Annotated in this window: 21 protein-coding genes and 1 pseudogene; 17 read left to right on the top strand and 5 right to left on the bottom strand. The window is 47.2% G+C overall.

Annotation, left to right across the window (positions count from 1 at the left end; genetic code table 11):
* Window positions 1-51 precede the first annotated feature (51 nt).
* Entirely contained in the window at window positions 52-1,290 is a 1,239-nt protein-coding gene (locus tag ACFQ03_RS06655; protein WP_379286983.1) for a phage baseplate protein, read from the top strand.
* A gap of 122 nt (window positions 1,291-1,412) precedes the next feature.
* Here ACFQ03_RS06655 and ACFQ03_RS06650 read toward each other — a convergent pair whose 3' ends face one another.
* Window positions 1,413-2,165 (bottom strand): DUF4183 domain-containing protein, encoded by a 753-nt coding sequence (locus ACFQ03_RS06650; RefSeq protein WP_379286981.1) that lies wholly within the window; start codon window positions 2,163-2,165, stop codon window positions 1,413-1,415.
* Between the two features lie 226 nt (window positions 2,166-2,391).
* Here ACFQ03_RS06650 and ACFQ03_RS06645 point away from each other — a divergent pair, with 226 nt between their 5' ends.
* The 8 genes and pseudogenes from ACFQ03_RS06645 to ACFQ03_RS06610 all read left to right on the top strand — a co-directional run.
* Window positions 2,392-3,840: a bifunctional metallophosphatase/5'-nucleotidase gene (locus ACFQ03_RS06645; RefSeq protein WP_150960367.1), complete on the top strand. Its 1,449-nt coding sequence runs from the start codon at window positions 2,392-2,394 to the stop codon at window positions 3,838-3,840.
* Window positions 3,841-3,924: 84 nt separating this feature from the next.
* Complete coding sequence (locus tag ACFQ03_RS06640) at window positions 3,925-4,743, top strand: undecaprenyl-diphosphate phosphatase (protein ID WP_379286979.1); 819 nt, start codon at window positions 3,925-3,927, stop codon at window positions 4,741-4,743.
* Between the two features lie 198 nt (window positions 4,744-4,941).
* Window positions 4,942-7,152 (top strand): MMPL family transporter, encoded by a 2,211-nt coding sequence (locus ACFQ03_RS06635; RefSeq protein ID WP_379286977.1) that lies wholly within the window; start codon window positions 4,942-4,944, stop codon window positions 7,150-7,152.
* 76 nt (window positions 7,153-7,228) lie between these two features.
* A complete protein-coding gene (gene yfkAB, locus ACFQ03_RS06630) occupies window positions 7,229-8,332 on the top strand; it encodes a radical SAM/CxCxxxxC motif protein YfkAB (protein ID WP_379286975.1) in 1,104 nt (367 codons plus the stop codon).
* Between the two features lie 267 nt (window positions 8,333-8,599).
* Window positions 8,600-9,928 (top strand): hemolysin family protein, encoded by a 1,329-nt coding sequence (locus ACFQ03_RS06625; protein ID WP_379286973.1) that lies wholly within the window; start codon window positions 8,600-8,602, stop codon window positions 9,926-9,928.
* A gap of 195 nt (window positions 9,929-10,123) precedes the next feature.
* Window positions 10,124-10,327 (top strand): spore coat associated protein CotJA, encoded by a 204-nt coding sequence (locus tag ACFQ03_RS06620; protein ID WP_379286971.1) that lies wholly within the window; start codon window positions 10,124-10,126, stop codon window positions 10,325-10,327.
* 18 nt (window positions 10,328-10,345) lie between these two features.
* On the top strand, window positions 10,346-10,609 hold the full coding sequence (locus ACFQ03_RS06615; RefSeq protein WP_379286969.1) for a spore coat protein CotJB: 264 nt from the start codon (window positions 10,346-10,348) through the stop codon (window positions 10,607-10,609).
* Between the two features lie 46 nt (window positions 10,610-10,655).
* A pseudogene (locus tag ACFQ03_RS06610) lies at window positions 10,656-10,856 on the top strand (manganese catalase family protein); the annotation flags it as partial.
* A gap of 16 nt (window positions 10,857-10,872) precedes the next feature.
* On the opposite strand, the gene ACFQ03_RS06605 reads toward ACFQ03_RS06610, so the two are convergent.
* From ACFQ03_RS06605 to ACFQ03_RS06590, 4 genes are all read right to left on the bottom strand, one after another.
* The gene (locus tag ACFQ03_RS06605) at window positions 10,873-12,453 is read right to left on the bottom strand and encodes a recombinase family protein (RefSeq protein ID WP_379286967.1); all 1,581 of its coding nucleotides are present in this window, start codon (window positions 12,451-12,453) and stop codon (window positions 10,873-10,875) included.
* Window positions 12,454-12,484: 31 nt separating this feature from the next.
* The gene (locus ACFQ03_RS06600; RefSeq protein ID WP_379286994.1) at window positions 12,485-12,928 is read right to left on the bottom strand and encodes an ImmA/IrrE family metallo-endopeptidase; all 444 of its coding nucleotides are present in this window, start codon (window positions 12,926-12,928) and stop codon (window positions 12,485-12,487) included.
* A gap of 108 nt (window positions 12,929-13,036) precedes the next feature.
* Window positions 13,037-13,672 (bottom strand): hypothetical protein, encoded by a 636-nt coding sequence (locus ACFQ03_RS06595; protein WP_379286965.1) that lies wholly within the window; start codon window positions 13,670-13,672, stop codon window positions 13,037-13,039.
* A gap of 46 nt (window positions 13,673-13,718) precedes the next feature.
* Entirely contained in the window at window positions 13,719-14,093 is a 375-nt protein-coding gene (locus tag ACFQ03_RS06590) for a helix-turn-helix domain-containing protein (RefSeq protein WP_379286963.1), read from the bottom strand.
* A 155-nt stretch (window positions 14,094-14,248) separates the two neighbouring features.
* On the opposite strand from ACFQ03_RS06590, the gene ACFQ03_RS06585 reads away from it, so the two are divergent.
* The 8 genes from ACFQ03_RS06585 to ACFQ03_RS06550 all read left to right on the top strand — a co-directional run bounded on the left by ACFQ03_RS06585 (window position 14,249) and on the right by ACFQ03_RS06550 (window position 16,761).
* Entirely contained in the window at window positions 14,249-14,488 is a 240-nt protein-coding gene (locus ACFQ03_RS06585) for a helix-turn-helix transcriptional regulator (protein ID WP_379286961.1), read from the top strand.
* A 96-nt stretch (window positions 14,489-14,584) separates the two neighbouring features.
* The gene (locus ACFQ03_RS06580) at window positions 14,585-14,779 is read left to right on the top strand and encodes a hypothetical protein (RefSeq protein ID WP_379286959.1); all 195 of its coding nucleotides are present in this window, start codon (window positions 14,585-14,587) and stop codon (window positions 14,777-14,779) included.
* 422 nt (window positions 14,780-15,201) lie between these two features.
* Entirely contained in the window at window positions 15,202-15,375 is a 174-nt protein-coding gene (locus ACFQ03_RS06575) for a hypothetical protein (RefSeq protein ID WP_379286957.1), read from the top strand.
* Between the two features lie 114 nt (window positions 15,376-15,489).
* Entirely contained in the window at window positions 15,490-15,741 is a 252-nt protein-coding gene (locus tag ACFQ03_RS06570) for a helix-turn-helix domain-containing protein (RefSeq protein ID WP_379286955.1), read from the top strand.
* A gap of 5 nt (window positions 15,742-15,746) precedes the next feature.
* Window positions 15,747-16,028, top strand: coding sequence for a hypothetical protein (locus tag ACFQ03_RS06565; RefSeq protein WP_379286953.1), 282 nt, complete (start codon window positions 15,747-15,749; stop codon window positions 16,026-16,028).
* Window positions 16,021-16,341 carry a VVA0879 family protein gene (locus ACFQ03_RS06560; RefSeq protein ID WP_379286951.1) on the top strand — a complete coding sequence of 107 codons (321 nt, stop codon included), beginning with the start codon at window positions 16,021-16,023 and terminating at the stop codon, window positions 16,339-16,341. The genes ACFQ03_RS06565 and ACFQ03_RS06560 overlap by 8 nt, the downstream gene beginning before the upstream one ends.
* Window positions 16,334-16,501 (top strand): hypothetical protein, encoded by a 168-nt coding sequence (locus ACFQ03_RS06555; protein ID WP_379286949.1) that lies wholly within the window; start codon window positions 16,334-16,336, stop codon window positions 16,499-16,501. Before ACFQ03_RS06560 ends, ACFQ03_RS06555 begins: the two co-directional genes overlap by 8 nt.
* Window positions 16,502-16,515: 14 nt before the next feature.
* The gene (locus ACFQ03_RS06550) at window positions 16,516-16,761 is read left to right on the top strand and encodes an AbrB/MazE/SpoVT family DNA-binding domain-containing protein (protein ID WP_379286947.1); all 246 of its coding nucleotides are present in this window, start codon (window positions 16,516-16,518) and stop codon (window positions 16,759-16,761) included.
* Window positions 16,762-16,809 lie beyond the last annotated feature (48 nt).

The raw sequence follows: 16,809 nt of genomic DNA, 5'->3' as shown, positions 1-16,809 counted from the left end.
GACAAATTGTTAAAGTAAATTACTTGAAAATTTTGGAAAGGGTGATTTCTAATGTCAAAATTATTTTCGGCAGCGGATGCCCAGGATCTATATCTGTTTGATTTGGAGCTGGCCAATGTTACGGTCAACCAAGGTTTGGCCATTGACGAGGTGGCGGGAGAGATTTACGCTACTCAAGTGTACAACGGTTTCGGCGGGAATTATGAGAGCTTTGTGGTGACTCGCACTTCATTGGGCGGGAAATACTTGGACAGCATGATTTTTAAAAACGGAGGTCATGGAACCTCCATCGGTATTGAAAGGGATGGGGGCCAAATCTACATCTGGACCAACATGATGGATGTCGATGCCAATGACACTTTGGTAACACAGTGGCTGTGCAGAGTGCCTTATTTGCCGGATACGACGATTTCGATTAACGATTCCCGGGTCCGGAAGCTGAAGGAATTTCCTAATCCAAGCAGATATCAAAGCGCTTTTACCGACCCTAAAAACAATTTGCTCGCTATGAGAATTACAGATACAACAAGCGGATCTACGGTAAGCCAGCTTGAAGTTTATAAAATCAGCGATGCTAAAAACGGGAATTTCAACACCAAGGTTCATTCCTATTTATTCACTTCCGATATGAATAGTCAAATCTTACAAGGTCTTGCCTTAGATGGAGCCGACTTTTATGTGACCTTTGGCCAACATGCTGAGGACTTTCATTTGTACCGGGTAAATCTCACAACGGGAAAGATCAGCGAGGAGATAAACAGACCTGTCGGTTATTCACCGAGCGGCGGTTATGTCGAAGGCTTTGGGGAGCCGGAAGGTTTATTCTTGTATACCGATCCCAATACAGGATACAAAACGCTGCTGACCGTTATCGTGGGAGATTTGGCAGGAAGACGCAGACAGAGACTTTTCGCCCTATCCAACAATATCGGGGTTCAGAAATTTCTCGGCTTGGCCGGAGAAAGGGTTCAACCGGTGCCCCTTACCAGGCATGACAATAGAGCAAAGAGGATCAATATGAGCAAAGTCCAATCCATAGCCCAAATTAAAGAGCCCGGCTATTACTATATGACGACGGCTGAAGGGAACTTAATGGCCGATCATCCCATGAAGAACGTGGCCGGCTGGTGGCTGTATGTTTCCGGCGGTGATGCAGGAAGCGGAGTGAATTACGGGGTTCATCAAATTTTGGCGAGGAATTCCAGCGTTCATGCCACAACTTTTGTAAGATCCGTCTCGGCTGCGGGAACCGCATCTCCATGGTTTGAGTTGAATATGACGAAAGTCTAACTTCGCCCCCATGAAGGTTTAATCTGTTATAGGAAGGAAAATAAAAGTATCCTCTGCTGTAAAAACTCGGCGGGGGATACTTTCATGATAAGGTCAAACGGGCATTCTCACCCCAGTCTCGGTTATTGCTGGATAATCCGAGTTGAAAATTGTACGATTTCGAGGGCAATGGGAGTCCCGGCATAAATAGTATCTCGTGTTGCCGAAATAGTTAGACCTGTGGAACTGATATTATACAAGCTGCTCTCCTGAATCATTCCGTTGATGAAGAGATTGCTGTAATTAGCCAATCCCATCTTAGGGAACTCAGAGGCTGCAGCTCCGTTATCATCCGTAAATTGGGCGGACGGGATCGTTACAGAGGAAGTAAGAACTATATCCGAGCCGGGGACATAAAAAAATCTGGCCGCCTCCGGAACAATAATAACATCCTGAATTCCCGGCCCCGGGACTCCCTGCGGTCCTGTGGCCCCCTGTGGTCCTTGTGGTCCTTGAGGCCCCGGGGGTCCCTGAGGTCCTGTTGCCCCTTGTGGTCCTTCTGGTCCTTGTGGCCCCGGGGGTCCCTGCAGGCCGTCCGCCCCTGGCGGTCCTCCAGGTCCTATCCCTCCCGCCAGCCCTTGGGCTCCAGGATCGCCCTGGTAACCCTGCTGTCCTCCAGGTCCTATCCCTCCCGCCAGCCCTTGGGCTCCAGGATCGCCCTGGTAACCCTGCTGTCCTGCAGTCCATTGCGGCCACCGCGGATTCCGAACGATGCGGTGGCGTCTGAAGCCGCTTTTGCGTTTCTTTGGGGGACAAAGACGCAGAGCGGTTTTTTTGGAGCGGACAAGGGTTCCTCTCTTTTTAAGACCTGATTTCCTGCGCTTTCTGCGAAGCATATGAACATCTCCCTAAAGTAATTTTGTTTATTGTATGGCTGATATTTGGCTTAAGCCTGAACATCTATCCGTAGGAAGAGTAGGCAGGGGGCTAAATTTATGAAAATAGGCTCGAATCTTCGTGAACCCCGTAAGCGGCCAGGGAAAATTGTGGTGTAATTTATTGCCGCAATTCCATTATAATAAAAAAGATAATGGGTTATTTCGGCCGAAAGGGGGAAGTAACATGCCAGGAGAACGGCGTAAACTGATTGTTTTGTATACGAATGATATCCACAGCCATTTCGAACAAATGCCCAAAATCGCAACGGCTATCCGTCAACTCAAGCAGAGTCATCCGCTTGATCCTGTCATTACGGTAGATATAGGAGATCATATGGACCGGATGCGGGTGGAGACGGATGGAACGGAAGGGCAGGCCAATGTGGAAGTAATGAACGCCACCGGCTATAATCTGGCTGTCCCCGGCAATAACGAAGGGCTGACCTTCACGATGCAGCAGCTCGAGGCAGCTTATTCGTCCAAGGCCAAGTTCGATGTGCTGGCAAGCAATATGGGTATGATGCCGTCGGGCCGGCTTCCCTACTGGCTTAAGCCATATCAGATTCGGGACTGGTTCGGTGTGAAAGTGGCTTTCCTTGGAGTAACGGCCTACTACCCGGATTTCTATCAGCTTCTTGACTGGAAGCTGGACGACCCGCTGCCGAACGTTGCCCGATGGGTGGAGCGGCTTAAGGAGGAAGCGGATAGCATTATCGTTCTCTCTCATCTGGGGTTGACGAATGACCGTCGGATGGCCGAGCAAATCCCCGGGATAGATTTAATTCTCGGCGCACATACGCATCATCTGTTGGAAGAGCCTCTCCTGGTGGAGAATACTTATATCGGTGCCGCAGGCAAGTTCGGACAGTACGTAGGCGAAATGGAGTTGACATACGATACGTCCCTCAAGAAGCTGGAACGGGTAGAAGGACGCGTCATTGAGGTTGATTCGTATGAGGAAGCCGGGGATGTGGTCGAAATTATTGAGCGATGCCGGGAACAAGGCAAGGCTTATTTGAGCACAACCATTACCTCTCTGGATCGGCCGCTGACCATAGCTTGGCGGCAGGAATCCGGCTTGGGCAATCTTCTGGCCTCCGGAGTCCGCCGTTGGGTGGACGCCGAGGTGGGGATTATTAATGCCGGCCAACTGCTGGGCGGGCTGGAGGAAGGGCCGGTGACCAAGCTTCGGCTTCTTCAGGTCTGCCCTTCACCGATCAATCCCTGCAAATTTTGGCTGCGGGGGGATCATTTGGCGCTTGCCCTGGAGCAGTCTCTGCTGGATGAGTTTATAGACAAGGAGATCCGCGGCTTCGGCTTTCGCGGCAAGGTGCTCGGCATGCTTTGTCTCGATGGGATCGATGTGGATTACGATGCGGCTGCGCCTTCTTACCATAAGATCCGGCAGATATACATCAATGGTCTCCCGCTTGAGCCCGAAAGGCATTATCTGGTCGGCTCTCTGGATATGTTCACCTTTGGAGTAGGATATCTTTCCTTAAGCAAGGGCACCGGCACCGAATATTATTTACCCGAATTTCTGCGGGAAGTATTGGAGCACCAGTTAAGCATCGGCATAGATTGGGATAGCTTCTCCGCCTCCCATTGGAGGGAAATCGGCAAGAAAGATTGAAGCTCTTTACATGGAATAAGCATGGGGCCTGTCAGATTGGAATACAATAGTTGAACGAGGGACAGTGGGAGGGGAGAAGAAGAAATGCTGGAATTATGGAAAGCGATCATTATTGGAATAGTGGAGGGACTAACTGAATTTCTGCCCGTATCCTCCACCGGACATATGATTCTGGTCGGCCATATGATTGATTTTACCGGGGAAAAAGCGGATACGTTCGAAATAGCGATTCAGCTCGGAGCTATTCTGTCAGTGGTTGTCCTATATTGGAAAAGAGTGCTGCGGTTATTCGGCATCCAGACGGCTAACGAACGGCTTAACCCGGGACCTAAGCTAAATTTGCTTCATATCCTGATCGGTATCGTTCCGGCTATGGCTCTTGGCTTCCTCGGGCATAAATACATCAAGCTTCTGTTTATGCCGGAAACTGTCGTGATAGGGCTCATTATCGGCGGGATTTTTATGATCATCGCCGAGAAGCAAAGCCCTGCAATAGAGGCCAGGACAATGGATGATATTACCTATAAACAAGCTTTGTTTATCGGTGCCGCCCAATGCCTATCGCTATGGCCGGGCTTCTCCCGCTCGGGGGCGACGATTGCCGGCGGAATGCTGGCCGGAACGACCCGGGGAGCAGCAGCGGATTTTACTTTCTTGATGGCGATCCCGATTATGGCCGCAGCGACCGGATACGACCTGCTGAAAAGCTACAGCCTGTTTACGGCGGATGATCTTCCGTTCTTTGCCGTAGGGTTCATCGTTTCATTCATCGTCGCTTTGTTGGCCGTGGCAACGTTTATCAAATTGGTCTCCAGGCTCAAACTTACATATTTTTCCTTTTACCGTTTCGTACTGGCTGCGCTGGTACTCATTTATATGGCTATCGGAGGATTTGGCTCTTGATCGTAATGAAGGCATACAACCGAATCCGTCGATTTCCTTTAAAAAGCCCCGGCCGGGGCTTTTTTCGTTCCGGCCTTCTACGAAACAAATGTAATGGTTATAATTGGGTCATTACGTTTTTTTGCCGGTTTGCCTGACAGGATAAAAAATGGGAAAATGTTGTTAATTATTTCATCGAACGTAACGGGGGATGCATTCATGCGGGAAAGTGCCGATAAGGGCTGGTTTTGGTTATGGGGGGAGGCAATGTATCGTTATCGCCGCTGGGTAACCGGATTATGGGCGGCAATCCTTGTATTTATGGCTTTGTTCGCGGTTCAGGCTCCGGGCCAATTTAAAGATAACGGGTTCACGCCGAAAGGCAGCGATTCCGATGCGGGAATGATTGCGCTTCAGGAGAAGCTTGATTTTCCGGCCTCCAATTTCATTCTGGTATACTCCAGCGATTCCCGGGAATTAACGGATCAAGAAGCCATAACAACGATACTGAACTCCCTTAAACCGCTTGAAGAGCTCCCCTACGTTGCCGGCATTGCTATCAATCCGGCTACTCGTGTGGCGGGCCATGACCATATTCAATCGGTTAATGTGTTTCTCAAGCTGACTACGGACGAGGCGTTGGATAAATTTACCGAAATTAAAGCAAAAATCACGGCTCCGGACGGCATGAAGGTAGATATTACCGGAGGGCCCCCGATTCTGCATGACATGCAGGTAGCGACGAAGAAGGACATCGTCAAAGCGGAAGTCATCGGCCTTCCCATCGCCTTGTTGGTGCTCCTGCTTATTTTTGGCACGGTTCTGGGAGCCCTTCTTCCTCTGATTGTCGGCTTGGCGAGCGTTACGACGACGCTGGGGATTACCTATTTCATCGCACAAGGCTACTCCTTGTCCAATTTCCTGCCCAACATGGTGACAATGCTTGGGTTGGCGGTCGGGATAGATTACGCTTTGTTTATGGTCAGCCGCTTTCGCGAGGAATTGAACCAGCAGCAGGATGTGCGTGAAGCAGTGGCCATGACCTGCCAAATGGCGGGCCGTTCGATCTTTTTCTCCGGAGTCGCGGTGTTGATCGGATTGCTCGGCATGTTGTTTATAGAGCTAAATATTTTCCGGACTCTTTGCCTAGGAGGAGTTCTTGTCGTTTCGCTGTCGGTCATCATCGCCAACACCCTTCTGCTTTCTTTGATGGGCCTATTTGGCCATAACATAAACCGCTGGAACGTCATCCCTTCCCGCTGGAAGAAGCGGCAGCAGGCCTCCCATCTATGGAGCCGGATCGCATATTCCGTTATGAAGCGGCCCGTTCTGCTCGTTGTAATCATGAGCGGAATCCTGATAACGTTCATGCTTCCGGTCAGCGACATGAAGCTCGGGCTTCCAAGCGCGGGTATGCTGCCTCCCAGCTATGAATCCAGGCACGGGGATGATCTGTTGACCGAGGCTTATGATGCGCGGGAGATGAATCCAATCCAAATCTATGTGGAAGCGGAGGAGGAATTCTGGTCTGAAGCTTCTTTGCGTCAAATGGCTGCCTACACCGCCAAACTTAGGGAGCTCGATGGGGTTAAAGAAGTGAAGAGCTTGCTGGCAATGCTTGAAGACCGCCCTTTGGAGCAGGCTGCCGCCCTGCTGGCGAGGGAAGAGGTGCGCAGCAAGCTGGAGGAGGAGAAGCTGGCATCGGACCGTTTCTCTTTATTGATAGTCGTGCCGGAAGATGATCCGGAAAGCAAAGATACGGAGAGATTGGTGAAGCAAATCCGCGAGCTCGATGCGGGAGGACTTGAGGTCAAGGTAACGGGCGGACCGGCCTACCGGCTGGATATGCTGGATCGGATTAACGAGCGGATCCCGGTGGTGGTCGGCTTTGTGATGGTCGTTACTTACTTCGTCCTGCTTGCCGCCTTCCGTTCCGTGCTGCTGCCGCTTAAAGCGGTACTGATGAATGATCTCAGTCTGGGGGCAAGCATCGGGATAGTCGTAGCGGTGTTCCAGAACGGATTTATGGCGGAGTTGCTGCATATTACTTCGACAGGATACGTAGATGCGACGCTTCCGATTATCATTTTTTGCGTAGTGTTCGGAATATCTATGGATTATGAAGTTTTCCTGATTTCCCGCATCGTGGAGGAATACGAGAAGACCGGGGATAATGAGGCCAGTACGGCCGAGGGCTTAAGAAGAACCGGAAGCCTCATAACGTCGGCGGCGTTTATCCTGATCGTCGTGGTTGGCTCATTCATTTACACGGATATTCAAATAATCAAAGCGCTCGGCCTCGGATTATCCTTGGCGGTGCTGATCGATGCTACTCTCATTCGCATTATTGTTGTCCCCGCCTTGATGAAACTGCTCGGAAGAGCGAATTGGTGGGCGCCACGCTGGATTCGGCAGAGGTCACATGGATAGAAAGGTTTAACTTTTGGCTCCGTTCAGTTACAATAAGGGTCAGGCTAAACCAACAATAAAGTCAGGTGTGAATAATATGAAAGTACCCATGAGTCCCCAGTACGATCCCTGGGATCCGATATTGTCCCTGCATCAGCACGGCAAGCATGTATTAACCAGCATCGAGCTGACGGTGACCAATCTGTGCAATATGCGGTGTGAGCACTGCGCGGTAGGCGACGCGCTTGTTATGAAGGAGGAAGCGAAGCTCCCTCTTTCTTCCGTGCTGAAGCGTCTGGAGGAAGTGGAGCATCTGCAGACGCTCAGCATTACCGGCGGAGAACCGACCTATCATGAAGAGTCGGTCCGGGAGTATATCGTCCCGATATTGAAATATGCGCAGTCCAGAGGGATACGCACCCAAATTAATTCGAACGTCACACTGGATTTGTCCAGGTATGAGATGATGGCGCCTTATTTGGACGTCCTCCATATTTCTTTCAATTACTTGAATGCCGACGATTTCCACCAGATCGGCTTTGCCAACGCTTCGCATGAAGTGAGGAAGAGCACAGCGGCCAGAATGTATGAGAAAATGGTTAACAACACCCGGGCTTTGAGCGAAGCCGGCCTGTTCGTTTCCGCGGAATCGATGATCAATTACCGTACTCATGACAAAATAGCGGATATCCATAAGCTTATTGTCGAAATGGGCTGCCGCCGCCACGAGGTTCATCCGATGTATCCGAGTTCTTTTGCCGCTCACCTGCCGAAGCTCCCGCTTGATCTGCTGAGGAAGTCGATCAGCCGTCTGCTGGATGAACGGGATCGGGAGGTATGGATGCTGTTCGGAACGCTGCCGTTCTTTAGCTGCAGCTCCGATGCCCAAGACCGCGAATTGATCGCAAGACTGCAGAGGGAGCCCAATGTAACGGTACGCAATGACCCGGACGGGCGGAATCGTTTGAACGTCAACTTATTTACAGGGGACGTTTATGTTACGGATTTCTCCGATTTATCATCTCTCGGCAATATTCATTCCGACCGTTTGGAGGAAGTGTTTGCAAGATGGCTGGAGCATCCTCTTAATTTAATGGTCAACTGCCACTGTCCGGAAGCCCGATGCTGCGGACCGAATTTACTGGTTGCGGATATGTACTACAAGGGAATCGATTTTAAAGAGAGAAAAGCGGTTATCTGATTTGCACCCAACTGTCTCTGTTGTAGAGGCAGTTGTTTTTTTTACCACATTAGAAAGTTTATGTTCATTAAAGCATTAAAATGGAACAACTTTCTAATTGGCATAAAAAGCTTCCTTTAAAACCGGGTTATTCGTCTTCGAAAAGGCTCCGTTAGGAGCTTTTTTTATTTTCCCAGGCAGTAAATTCTCCTAAAGAATGATTCCGGTGCAAAAATGGGACAATACGCAAGAGGTGTTGTAATTCGGAAAGCAAAGGAGACAATTCCAATGGACACTCCATTTGAACTTGGGAAAATCATTTGGAATATTGCTCTGGTCCTGTTTCTTGTGTTTCTGAACGGGGTCTTCGTCGCCGCGGAATTCGCTTTCGTCAAAATCCGGGCTACCCGGCTGCAGGAGCTTGCCAAAAATCATCATGCGAAAGCCAAATACGCGCTTAAGGTGACGGACAGGCTGGATGCTTATCTGTCGGCGACCCAATTGGGAATCACCTTGGCATCCCTGGGTCTGGGGTGGGTCGGTGAACCCGCGATCTCAAGATTAATAATCGATCCGATGCTAGCCGTATTCGGATGGAATCATGCGGCGTTCAGCCATACGCTGTCTTTTATTTTGGCTTTCGTCATTATCACCTTTTTACATATCGTGCTTGGTGAATTGGCGCCTAAATCGTTGGCTATTCAGAAATCCGAATCAACCTCATTATGGCTTGCCGGTCCGCTGATCTTGTTTCACAAATTGTTTTATCCGGTTATCTGGCTGTTGAATGGGGCGGCGAATTGGTTGCTGAGAGCAATCGGTATTAAGCCCGCTGCCAGGCAGGAGGCGCATACGGAAGAGGAAATCCGGATATTGATGAACCAAAGCGCCAAGAGCGGGCATATCAACAAGGATGAAATGAAGCTGTTTGACAACATTTTTGAATTTTCCGAGCGGTTGGCCCGTGAAGTCATGGTGCCCCGTACCGATATGCAGTGCCTGTACACGGAGCTGTCCTTTCAAGAAAATATGAGCCTGGTCTATCTAACCAAGCATACCCGCTATCCGGTAGCCGAAGAGGATAAAGATGAAATTATCGGTTTCGTGCATATTACTGATTTATTGACGGCGGATCCGGATGAGGAGCATGATCTGGCGAGCTTTCTGCGCCCCATCCTGGCGGTTTCGGAAGCGACGGAAATCAGCGATGTGCTGCGGATGATGCAGAAGCGCAGATCGCAATTGGCGATCGTTATCGATGAATATGGAGGCACCGCCGGATTACTGACAACGGAGGATATTCTCGAGGAAATTGTAGGAGAAATCAGGGACGAGTTCGATGAGAACGAACGCCCGGACATTGAGGTGAAGGACCGGTTTGTGTCCGTATCCGGCCGCATGCTCCTCGAGGAGGTTAATGAACTGCTCCATTTATCCATAGAAGAAGAGGAGGTCGATTCCATCGGAGGCTGGCTGTTCAAGGAGCTGGAAGGCATGCCGGCTAGAGGCAAGGCCGTGGAAGTGGATGACCACGTGTTCGAAGTGGCGGAAATCGACCGTCTGCGGATTACAAGAGTGAATATCTATACTCCAGAGCAAAACCCTGAAATAAAATAATCGGTCCGAATTCCGGGATCATTAGCGAATTTCGCCCGCTGAAGAACTTTTGGAGAGGAATTGGCGGTGGTACTCCCGGAATTCTCTTATTTTGTAAGCCATAAAAAAGGGGCGGTAGCCCAAACCAAATGTAGGCGACTGTCATACTCTAACAGTGAGAGCCCAAATAAAGCTAAGAGGAGGAGTAAAGGGACCATGTTCACTCAGGTTAAAACTTACTATCCGTTTATCGGGCCGCATGATCCATGTCCGCCCATCCGGGTGAAGACTTATCAGACACCGCCCCAATTATATATCCCCTTCCAGCAGCCCAATTTACCTCAATTCCATTTGTCCGAGGCGTTGAAGCGGGGTACTTTGTGGCCGGCTTTATACAGTCCGTATGAAGGCAGACCATAGAAAGGAGAAGAAGCGGTAATGCAAAAAACGTTGGATGAACAATATTACCGGAGGCTGCGGGAGCTGCAGGAGGTCGATTTTGCACTGGTTGAGCTGTCGCTTTATCTGGACACCCATCCCGGCGATCAACAAGCTCTCCAACAGTTTAACCAGCTTGCCCAGCAAAGGCAGAAGCTCGCCAAGCAATTCGAGCTGGAATATGGTCCTTTGATGCAGTTTGGACATAGCTTTTCGCGCTATCCTTGGCAGTGGGTAGAGTCCCCATGGCCGTGGCAGGTCTAACCATATAGAGAGAGGGATAACGTAAACAAAATGGGAGGAGCTTTTTATGTGGATTTATGAAAAAAAGCTGCAGTATCCGGTTCGCGTCAGCAAGTGCGATCCGCGGATGGCTAAATATTTGATCGAACAATACGGGGGGGCTGACGGGGAGCTGGCCGCCGCCTTGCGGTATTTGAATCAGAGATATTCGATCCCGGATAAGGTCATCGGATTGTTGACGGACATAGGAACGGAAGAATTTGCTCATACTAGTTATCAATGAATTAATTCGGTAATTTTGGATATAATTTCAGCGTAAACTGCTGAATCGCATCCGGATTCCATCTTCCCCCTACTTCTTTTCTGTATGTCGCATATTCCAGTACTGTTTTTAACAATTCGTTTTGTTTCTTGGGATCATTAGTTTTCCTATATACATCAAGCACGTACTCTACATTAGGGATGATCTCAACTTTAGCATTTTCCCTCTTCTCTTCAATTTCATACTCCATTTTTGAAGTTTTCACCGCCATTTTAGCTTCTTGGATACGGGAAGATAGTATTTGTGATCTCTCCATATATTCATCGATCGAATATATTTTACGTTCCAGTAAGTCGTGAAGGTTATCCTTCTGATTTATAAGTTCGGTTAGCAACTTTTCGGCGCTTTTCAAAATGTTCAACTTTGCTTCGAGCATATCTTCCTTTGGCGCAGTTTCTCTTGGCTTTTTTTCCATCCATTGTGCCTTATAATCCTTTAGCCATATCCGAAGCCCCTCTAAAAGTCTATCCTCCACCAGGTCCAATTCCGAACTCACATTTTTGCAAAGTGATGTAGCACACATGATAGCTGCGGGCCTGTTGTGATAGGGTCTGCGAACCATAGATCGTCCGCATATATCACAACGGATCAAACCTGCGAGGGGATTCGTAATTATTCCAGTTGGAGCAGGAGTAATATCTTTACTTTCAAGGATTTCCTGAGCCTTTTCCCATGTCTTCTCATCGACTATTGCTTCATGTCTACCTTGGTAGAGTAGCCAATCTTTCCTATCTGCCCTTGGTCGAGACAATTGTAAGATCCCGTCTTTTCTTCTTCGCTTTGTGGGTCGTCTATTCCAGGCAATTTTCCCCATGTAAACAGGGTTTCGTATCATCCCATTGATTGTTTGGAGCGTCCAAATGCTATTCCTTGCAGTTGGAACAGCTAGCTCGTTCAATCTCCTAGCGATCAGCCCCGTTCCTTTACCCTCACGCACGTACATATCAAAAATCATCTTGATTATGGGGGCCTGGTCTGGATTTGGTACGAGTGTATAGCCTTTTCCAGGCAGTTTCTTTCGATCATATCCATACGGCGGTTTGCTACCGGCATACCTGCCGTCCTTGACCGCATCTGCACGGCCGCCTTGGAGACGTCTCGTCGTAGTCTTAAACTCCCTGCGACTCATAAATAAACCGAATTCAAAATATTCCTCGTCATCAGGATTTTGCGGGTCATATATCCTCATTGGAGTCACGATTAAAGTATCAGAATACTTAAATGCCTGGGCTACAATCCCTTGATCCATCGTATCGCCACGCGCGAGCCTTTCGACCTCAACGACAAGAATACCGGTCCACATTTCATTTTCGACATCCTCAAGTAATTGAATCATCTGAGGACGCTCAGAAATCCTCTCGCCAGATGTAGCCGGTTTTTCTTTATATATTTTCGAAAGAGTAATTCCATGGCGCTTGGTCAGCTCTAAAAGAATTTGCATATGACGTTTGTATGTATCTTCTTCGCCTCTAGCTTCAGCTTCAAGGTCTACACGTGATTTTCGAAGGTAGGCAGCATATTCTCCAGAAGGTAGTTTAAACATTTGAAACCCTCCTCCTATATATCTATCTTATTCATAATCCTATGACATATTGATACGTTCTTCTCCGAATTTGCTGAAGGCGCCGCTCGGCAAGTGCATGAGTACAGCCAAATTCCCGAGCAATGATGTCTATTGCTTCGCATTCCCGAGAAGGGAGAATCAGATTGCGATACATAGAATATGGGATAGCTGCGTACAGTAGAAAATTGTCGGCATCCCATTCTTGCAATTCAACGAATGGTTTTGGCAAATGCATTTGGTTACCGGAATGTCTTAGGACATGGCATAGTTCATGTAGAAAATCTTCCCATTGTTCCGGAGGAGAACGTCTTCGATCGAGACTGATGCTGATCAGTCCATTTCGTTCGATTGATTTGCTAGGAAAATCGTTGAAATATAGCCAAGCATTGAGACGGTATGCGATCTCAAAAACGTTCAGTTGGGACGGATTCTGGATGCCTAACCTGGTGTACATTCTTTCGACCCAATCCTCCAGATGAGTAGTGCGATAGTAGGTCATGATGGCACCTCGAATGTATGTTCTGCATTTGAGTAAAAAGAAAAGCCCCGAGGGCTAAAGTTATTAATTTTCGATGCCTAAAGTGTTCTCGATATCAGTTAGATATAAGATCCCTTGTAAGAAGTAATCCCCAGACTGATCTACGATATCTTGTATATCATTAACTTCTGAGGCAGGAAACTCCCCTTTATCAAACATCTTTTTAGCCTTTTTAATGGCCTCTAATCGGAATGCAATTGCATCTTCTATTTCAACCTGAAAGGAACCGAGTTTCTTTTTCAATTCTTTGTCTAAACCATCAGTCGGGAGTTCTCCGGTTTGCTGGTAGATTAAGTCATATCTTTTTTTTGCAGTATCAAGTTTTTTCCATGCTTCTGAGGAAGTTATTTTTCCGTCGGTTACACTTTGAAATGTATAAGTCCATAGGGTTTCCCATATAAAATCAAATTCATCTACAATATGATCTATTTCAGGTTTAGTCGTCTTAATGTAGAAATCTCTTTGTGCATCCAAAGGGATTTCTTCGATGACCGGTTCCATTTCAGTTTTAGTACTATCTTCTCTGGAGACTGGTGTCTCAGTCTTTGTTGTCAGTGTATTCACGGGTTTACTATCCTTAGTGTTCTCATCACTGCCACCACATGCCGAAACAACAGAAGTGAGAAAAACAGCCATAGTTATAACGAATATCCGTTTCATTTGTTTTGCCTTTCAGTATTCAATCCCGATCGGCTCGGGTACTTGCTTAATCATCCTGTCTTTGACCAGGCTTCCGGTCTTTCTCTGCTTCCTGTATAAATTTCCAGAAGCGGAGCATCTCCTCCTGACGCTCTTTCGGAGCGCTCTTAAAGTCCTTGAAAAACATGCTGATTTCTGTATCGCTTTCTTCTTCCTCCTCTTTGGATGTATCTTCGGAAGGCTGGTTTGTTCGGCCAAGAAGGAAGTCAGTTGATACATCTAATATATTCGCAATGGAAACGAGAGTTTCGTGTGGTGGAGTACTATGGCCGTTTTCGTAGTTACTAATTGTTCCTTTAGTAGTATTGACCTTGATCGCTAACTGCTCTTGGGTTAGCTTTTTCTTTTTTCTCCACTCTATCAATCTTTCAGGATGAAACAAAGTAGTTCCTCCTTAAATTAGAAGTACAACTATATTGTACACAAATATAGAAATACAACAATAAAAGTACAAGAAAATTATATTTTTATGTTGACATACAAGAATCTTATACTTATAATAAAGTACAAGATTGTTATACAAAAGGTGGTGTCGCAGTGAGAAAAAATCTATTCCTTATTGAATCTCGCAAGAAGAAAGGACTTACACAGGAGCAACTGGCAGAACTATTAGGATATCAAAAGGCAACAGTGAGTAATTGGGAAAATGGCTATTCCAATCCTTCTCTAACTGATGCATTCAAAGTCTCTGAAATTCTTGACGAGGATATTAATTATCTTTTTTTAGGTCTGAAAGTACAAGGTTCTCATACATCAACAAAAAATGAAGTTAGTTAAAGTATCAATGTTCCTCCTGAAAGGCAGGTGAAAACTTATATGGCCGTCCCATTGTTAGTGGAGCATATGCATAACCCAAGAAGGGGGAATGCACTTATGCCGAACAAACCTAAGCCTCAGCCTCTGGAAAAGGGCAACATCGTCGAAACGTATCAGATCGGGTTAACAACCGTGCACATCTGTGATGACTACGTTGCCAAAACTCCTGAAGACATCGAGAAAGTTATTGACGATATGCATGCTGCAGGTTGGAAAATCATCGAAAGTGCTGCTAAAGGCGAAGCGATTTAGGCTTCGCACGATGGACAAGTAGTGAAAGGAGCATGGTCATATGAATGATATTTATCAAATTTCAGAAGTTCGGCGTACTTCCGATGAGAAAGAAGTTAATAAGCTTCTTGCAGAGGGATGGCAGGTCCAACATCTGGTACCAAATGGAACAAAGTTTGTATACCTCTTGGTAAAGATGTAGGTGACTCCGATGCGTAAGCCTTCATTTCGTTGGAAAAATAGAGAAGCTTTTGTGTGTATGGCAGTTGCAAGGATGCGGTTCAAGGGTTTGACTATCGACGAAGCAATTCAAGATACCCTTTCCAGGGGACATTGTTCCAACCCGGAATTCATTTCCGAGAGGGAACTAACTCGAATTAAAAAGATTATATCAAGGAATGCTGGCCTTGCCGGATGAGGTCTTATTGAAGGGAGGTGATTCTTTGGAAAAGGACAAGCATTATGCAGTTGAGGAATTGGAGCAAGCAATAGCGCTACTAACCGCAGTTCAGCATAGATTACGCCGATTAAAAAGTTTGCAATCAACACGCTTGTTGCTTGCTCTTGAGGAGGTACGCGAGGTGCATGCGATTCTGACGGAAGAAAGTGAGGGGTGAGTCCGTCGAATAGGATCCTTGGCCGACGGTATGGGGAACGATTCAACTTCATTATAGATCATACCGGATCCTCAGCCTATTCCATTTTGGAATAAACCGGGAGGTGAGTACCATTTGAAATTTGGCGCGATCATGCAGGCTTGTCGGGAACGGGCAGGTCTGACTCAAGAGCAAATGGCCGAACTTTTGCATCGATCACAATCTTGTATTTCTAAATACGAGAAGGATCATAAGGCGCCCGACGTACAGACATTGATCCAATGGATTAATATTACGAATGCAAAAGAAGTATTTGTCGCTTTCCTTTGTGGGATAGACGGAGTATCGATCATGCAAAACATACTACAAATCTTCGGAGGAGGTTGATTTTCATGGATGGACAAGTATACGACTTTAAGGCAGCTCGTTGCCGGATTGAAGAACTTAAGTTGATCTATCGTCAAAATAAGCATTTACAAAAGGAAGATGGTACATGGGACTGGTGGCTTTTGGCCCAGATTGAGGGATTGGAGAAAGAAATTCAGGAGGCACATAAAAACAGAATGACCGCTGTTCGCGGCAGCGGCCATCATGTGAAGCTATTAAAAAATCTTATTTCTCCCATTGTACCCCAGTGGGATTCTCAAGGCAAGGAGGAATCGATCCATGCTTAAACAACCTCTGAATGGATGGCTTGAGGAAGCAAAGGCGCGATTTGGCGATAAAACGGCCGACTGGAAATTTGTTTGTCCGCGATGCGGTAATGTGCAAACCCCGCAAGATTTCGTAACTGCTGGGGTGAGAGTTGAAGAAGCGGCTAACATAGCGTATCAGCAGTGCATTGGACGTGTAGCTGTTGACAAAGGATGCAACTGGACAGCATACGGTCTTTTAGGAACTTTGGGAAATGGTCGGATCGTCATCACGACGGATGGAAAGGAAGTAGACGTCTTTGATTTTGCCAAGGAGGAGCATGTGAATGCGTGAGGAAGTTGCCGGAAACATTCAGATTGTTCGGTTTCATAGCCCTAGCGGAGTAAACCATTGGTTGCAGGAAAACCCGGATGTAGAGGTCTTAGATATACAGTTATCGATCAGCGATAAAAGAGAGTCTTTCATGATTGTATATCGCCCAGAAAACAATTGAGAGGGGAATTACCTATGAAAAGTACAGGAATTGTACGGAAAGTAGATGAACTGGGACGAATTGTCATCCCGATGGAGTTGAGAAAATCGCTTGGGATTTCGGAAAAGGACCCCATGGAAATCTTTGTTGATGGGGATCAAATCATTCTCCGAAAATATGCACCGGGATGTGTTTTTACCGGAGATACTACGGACCTTGTCAGCTACCAAGGCAAATTGGTTAGTCGCCGGGCAATACAGGAAATGAGCAAAATCAAGTGATTCGAAGGGCCTTGGCCCCTTCGTCGGGATCGTGAATGAGGCTATTCC

It is taken from the genome of Paenibacillus residui, assembly GCF_042677205.1.
Classification (GTDB): domain Bacteria; phylum Bacillota; class Bacilli; order Paenibacillales; family NBRC-103111; genus Paenibacillus_L; species Paenibacillus_L residui.
Note: the sequence above shows the minus strand (reverse complement) of the source record. Positions and strands in the feature narration are given on the sequence as shown.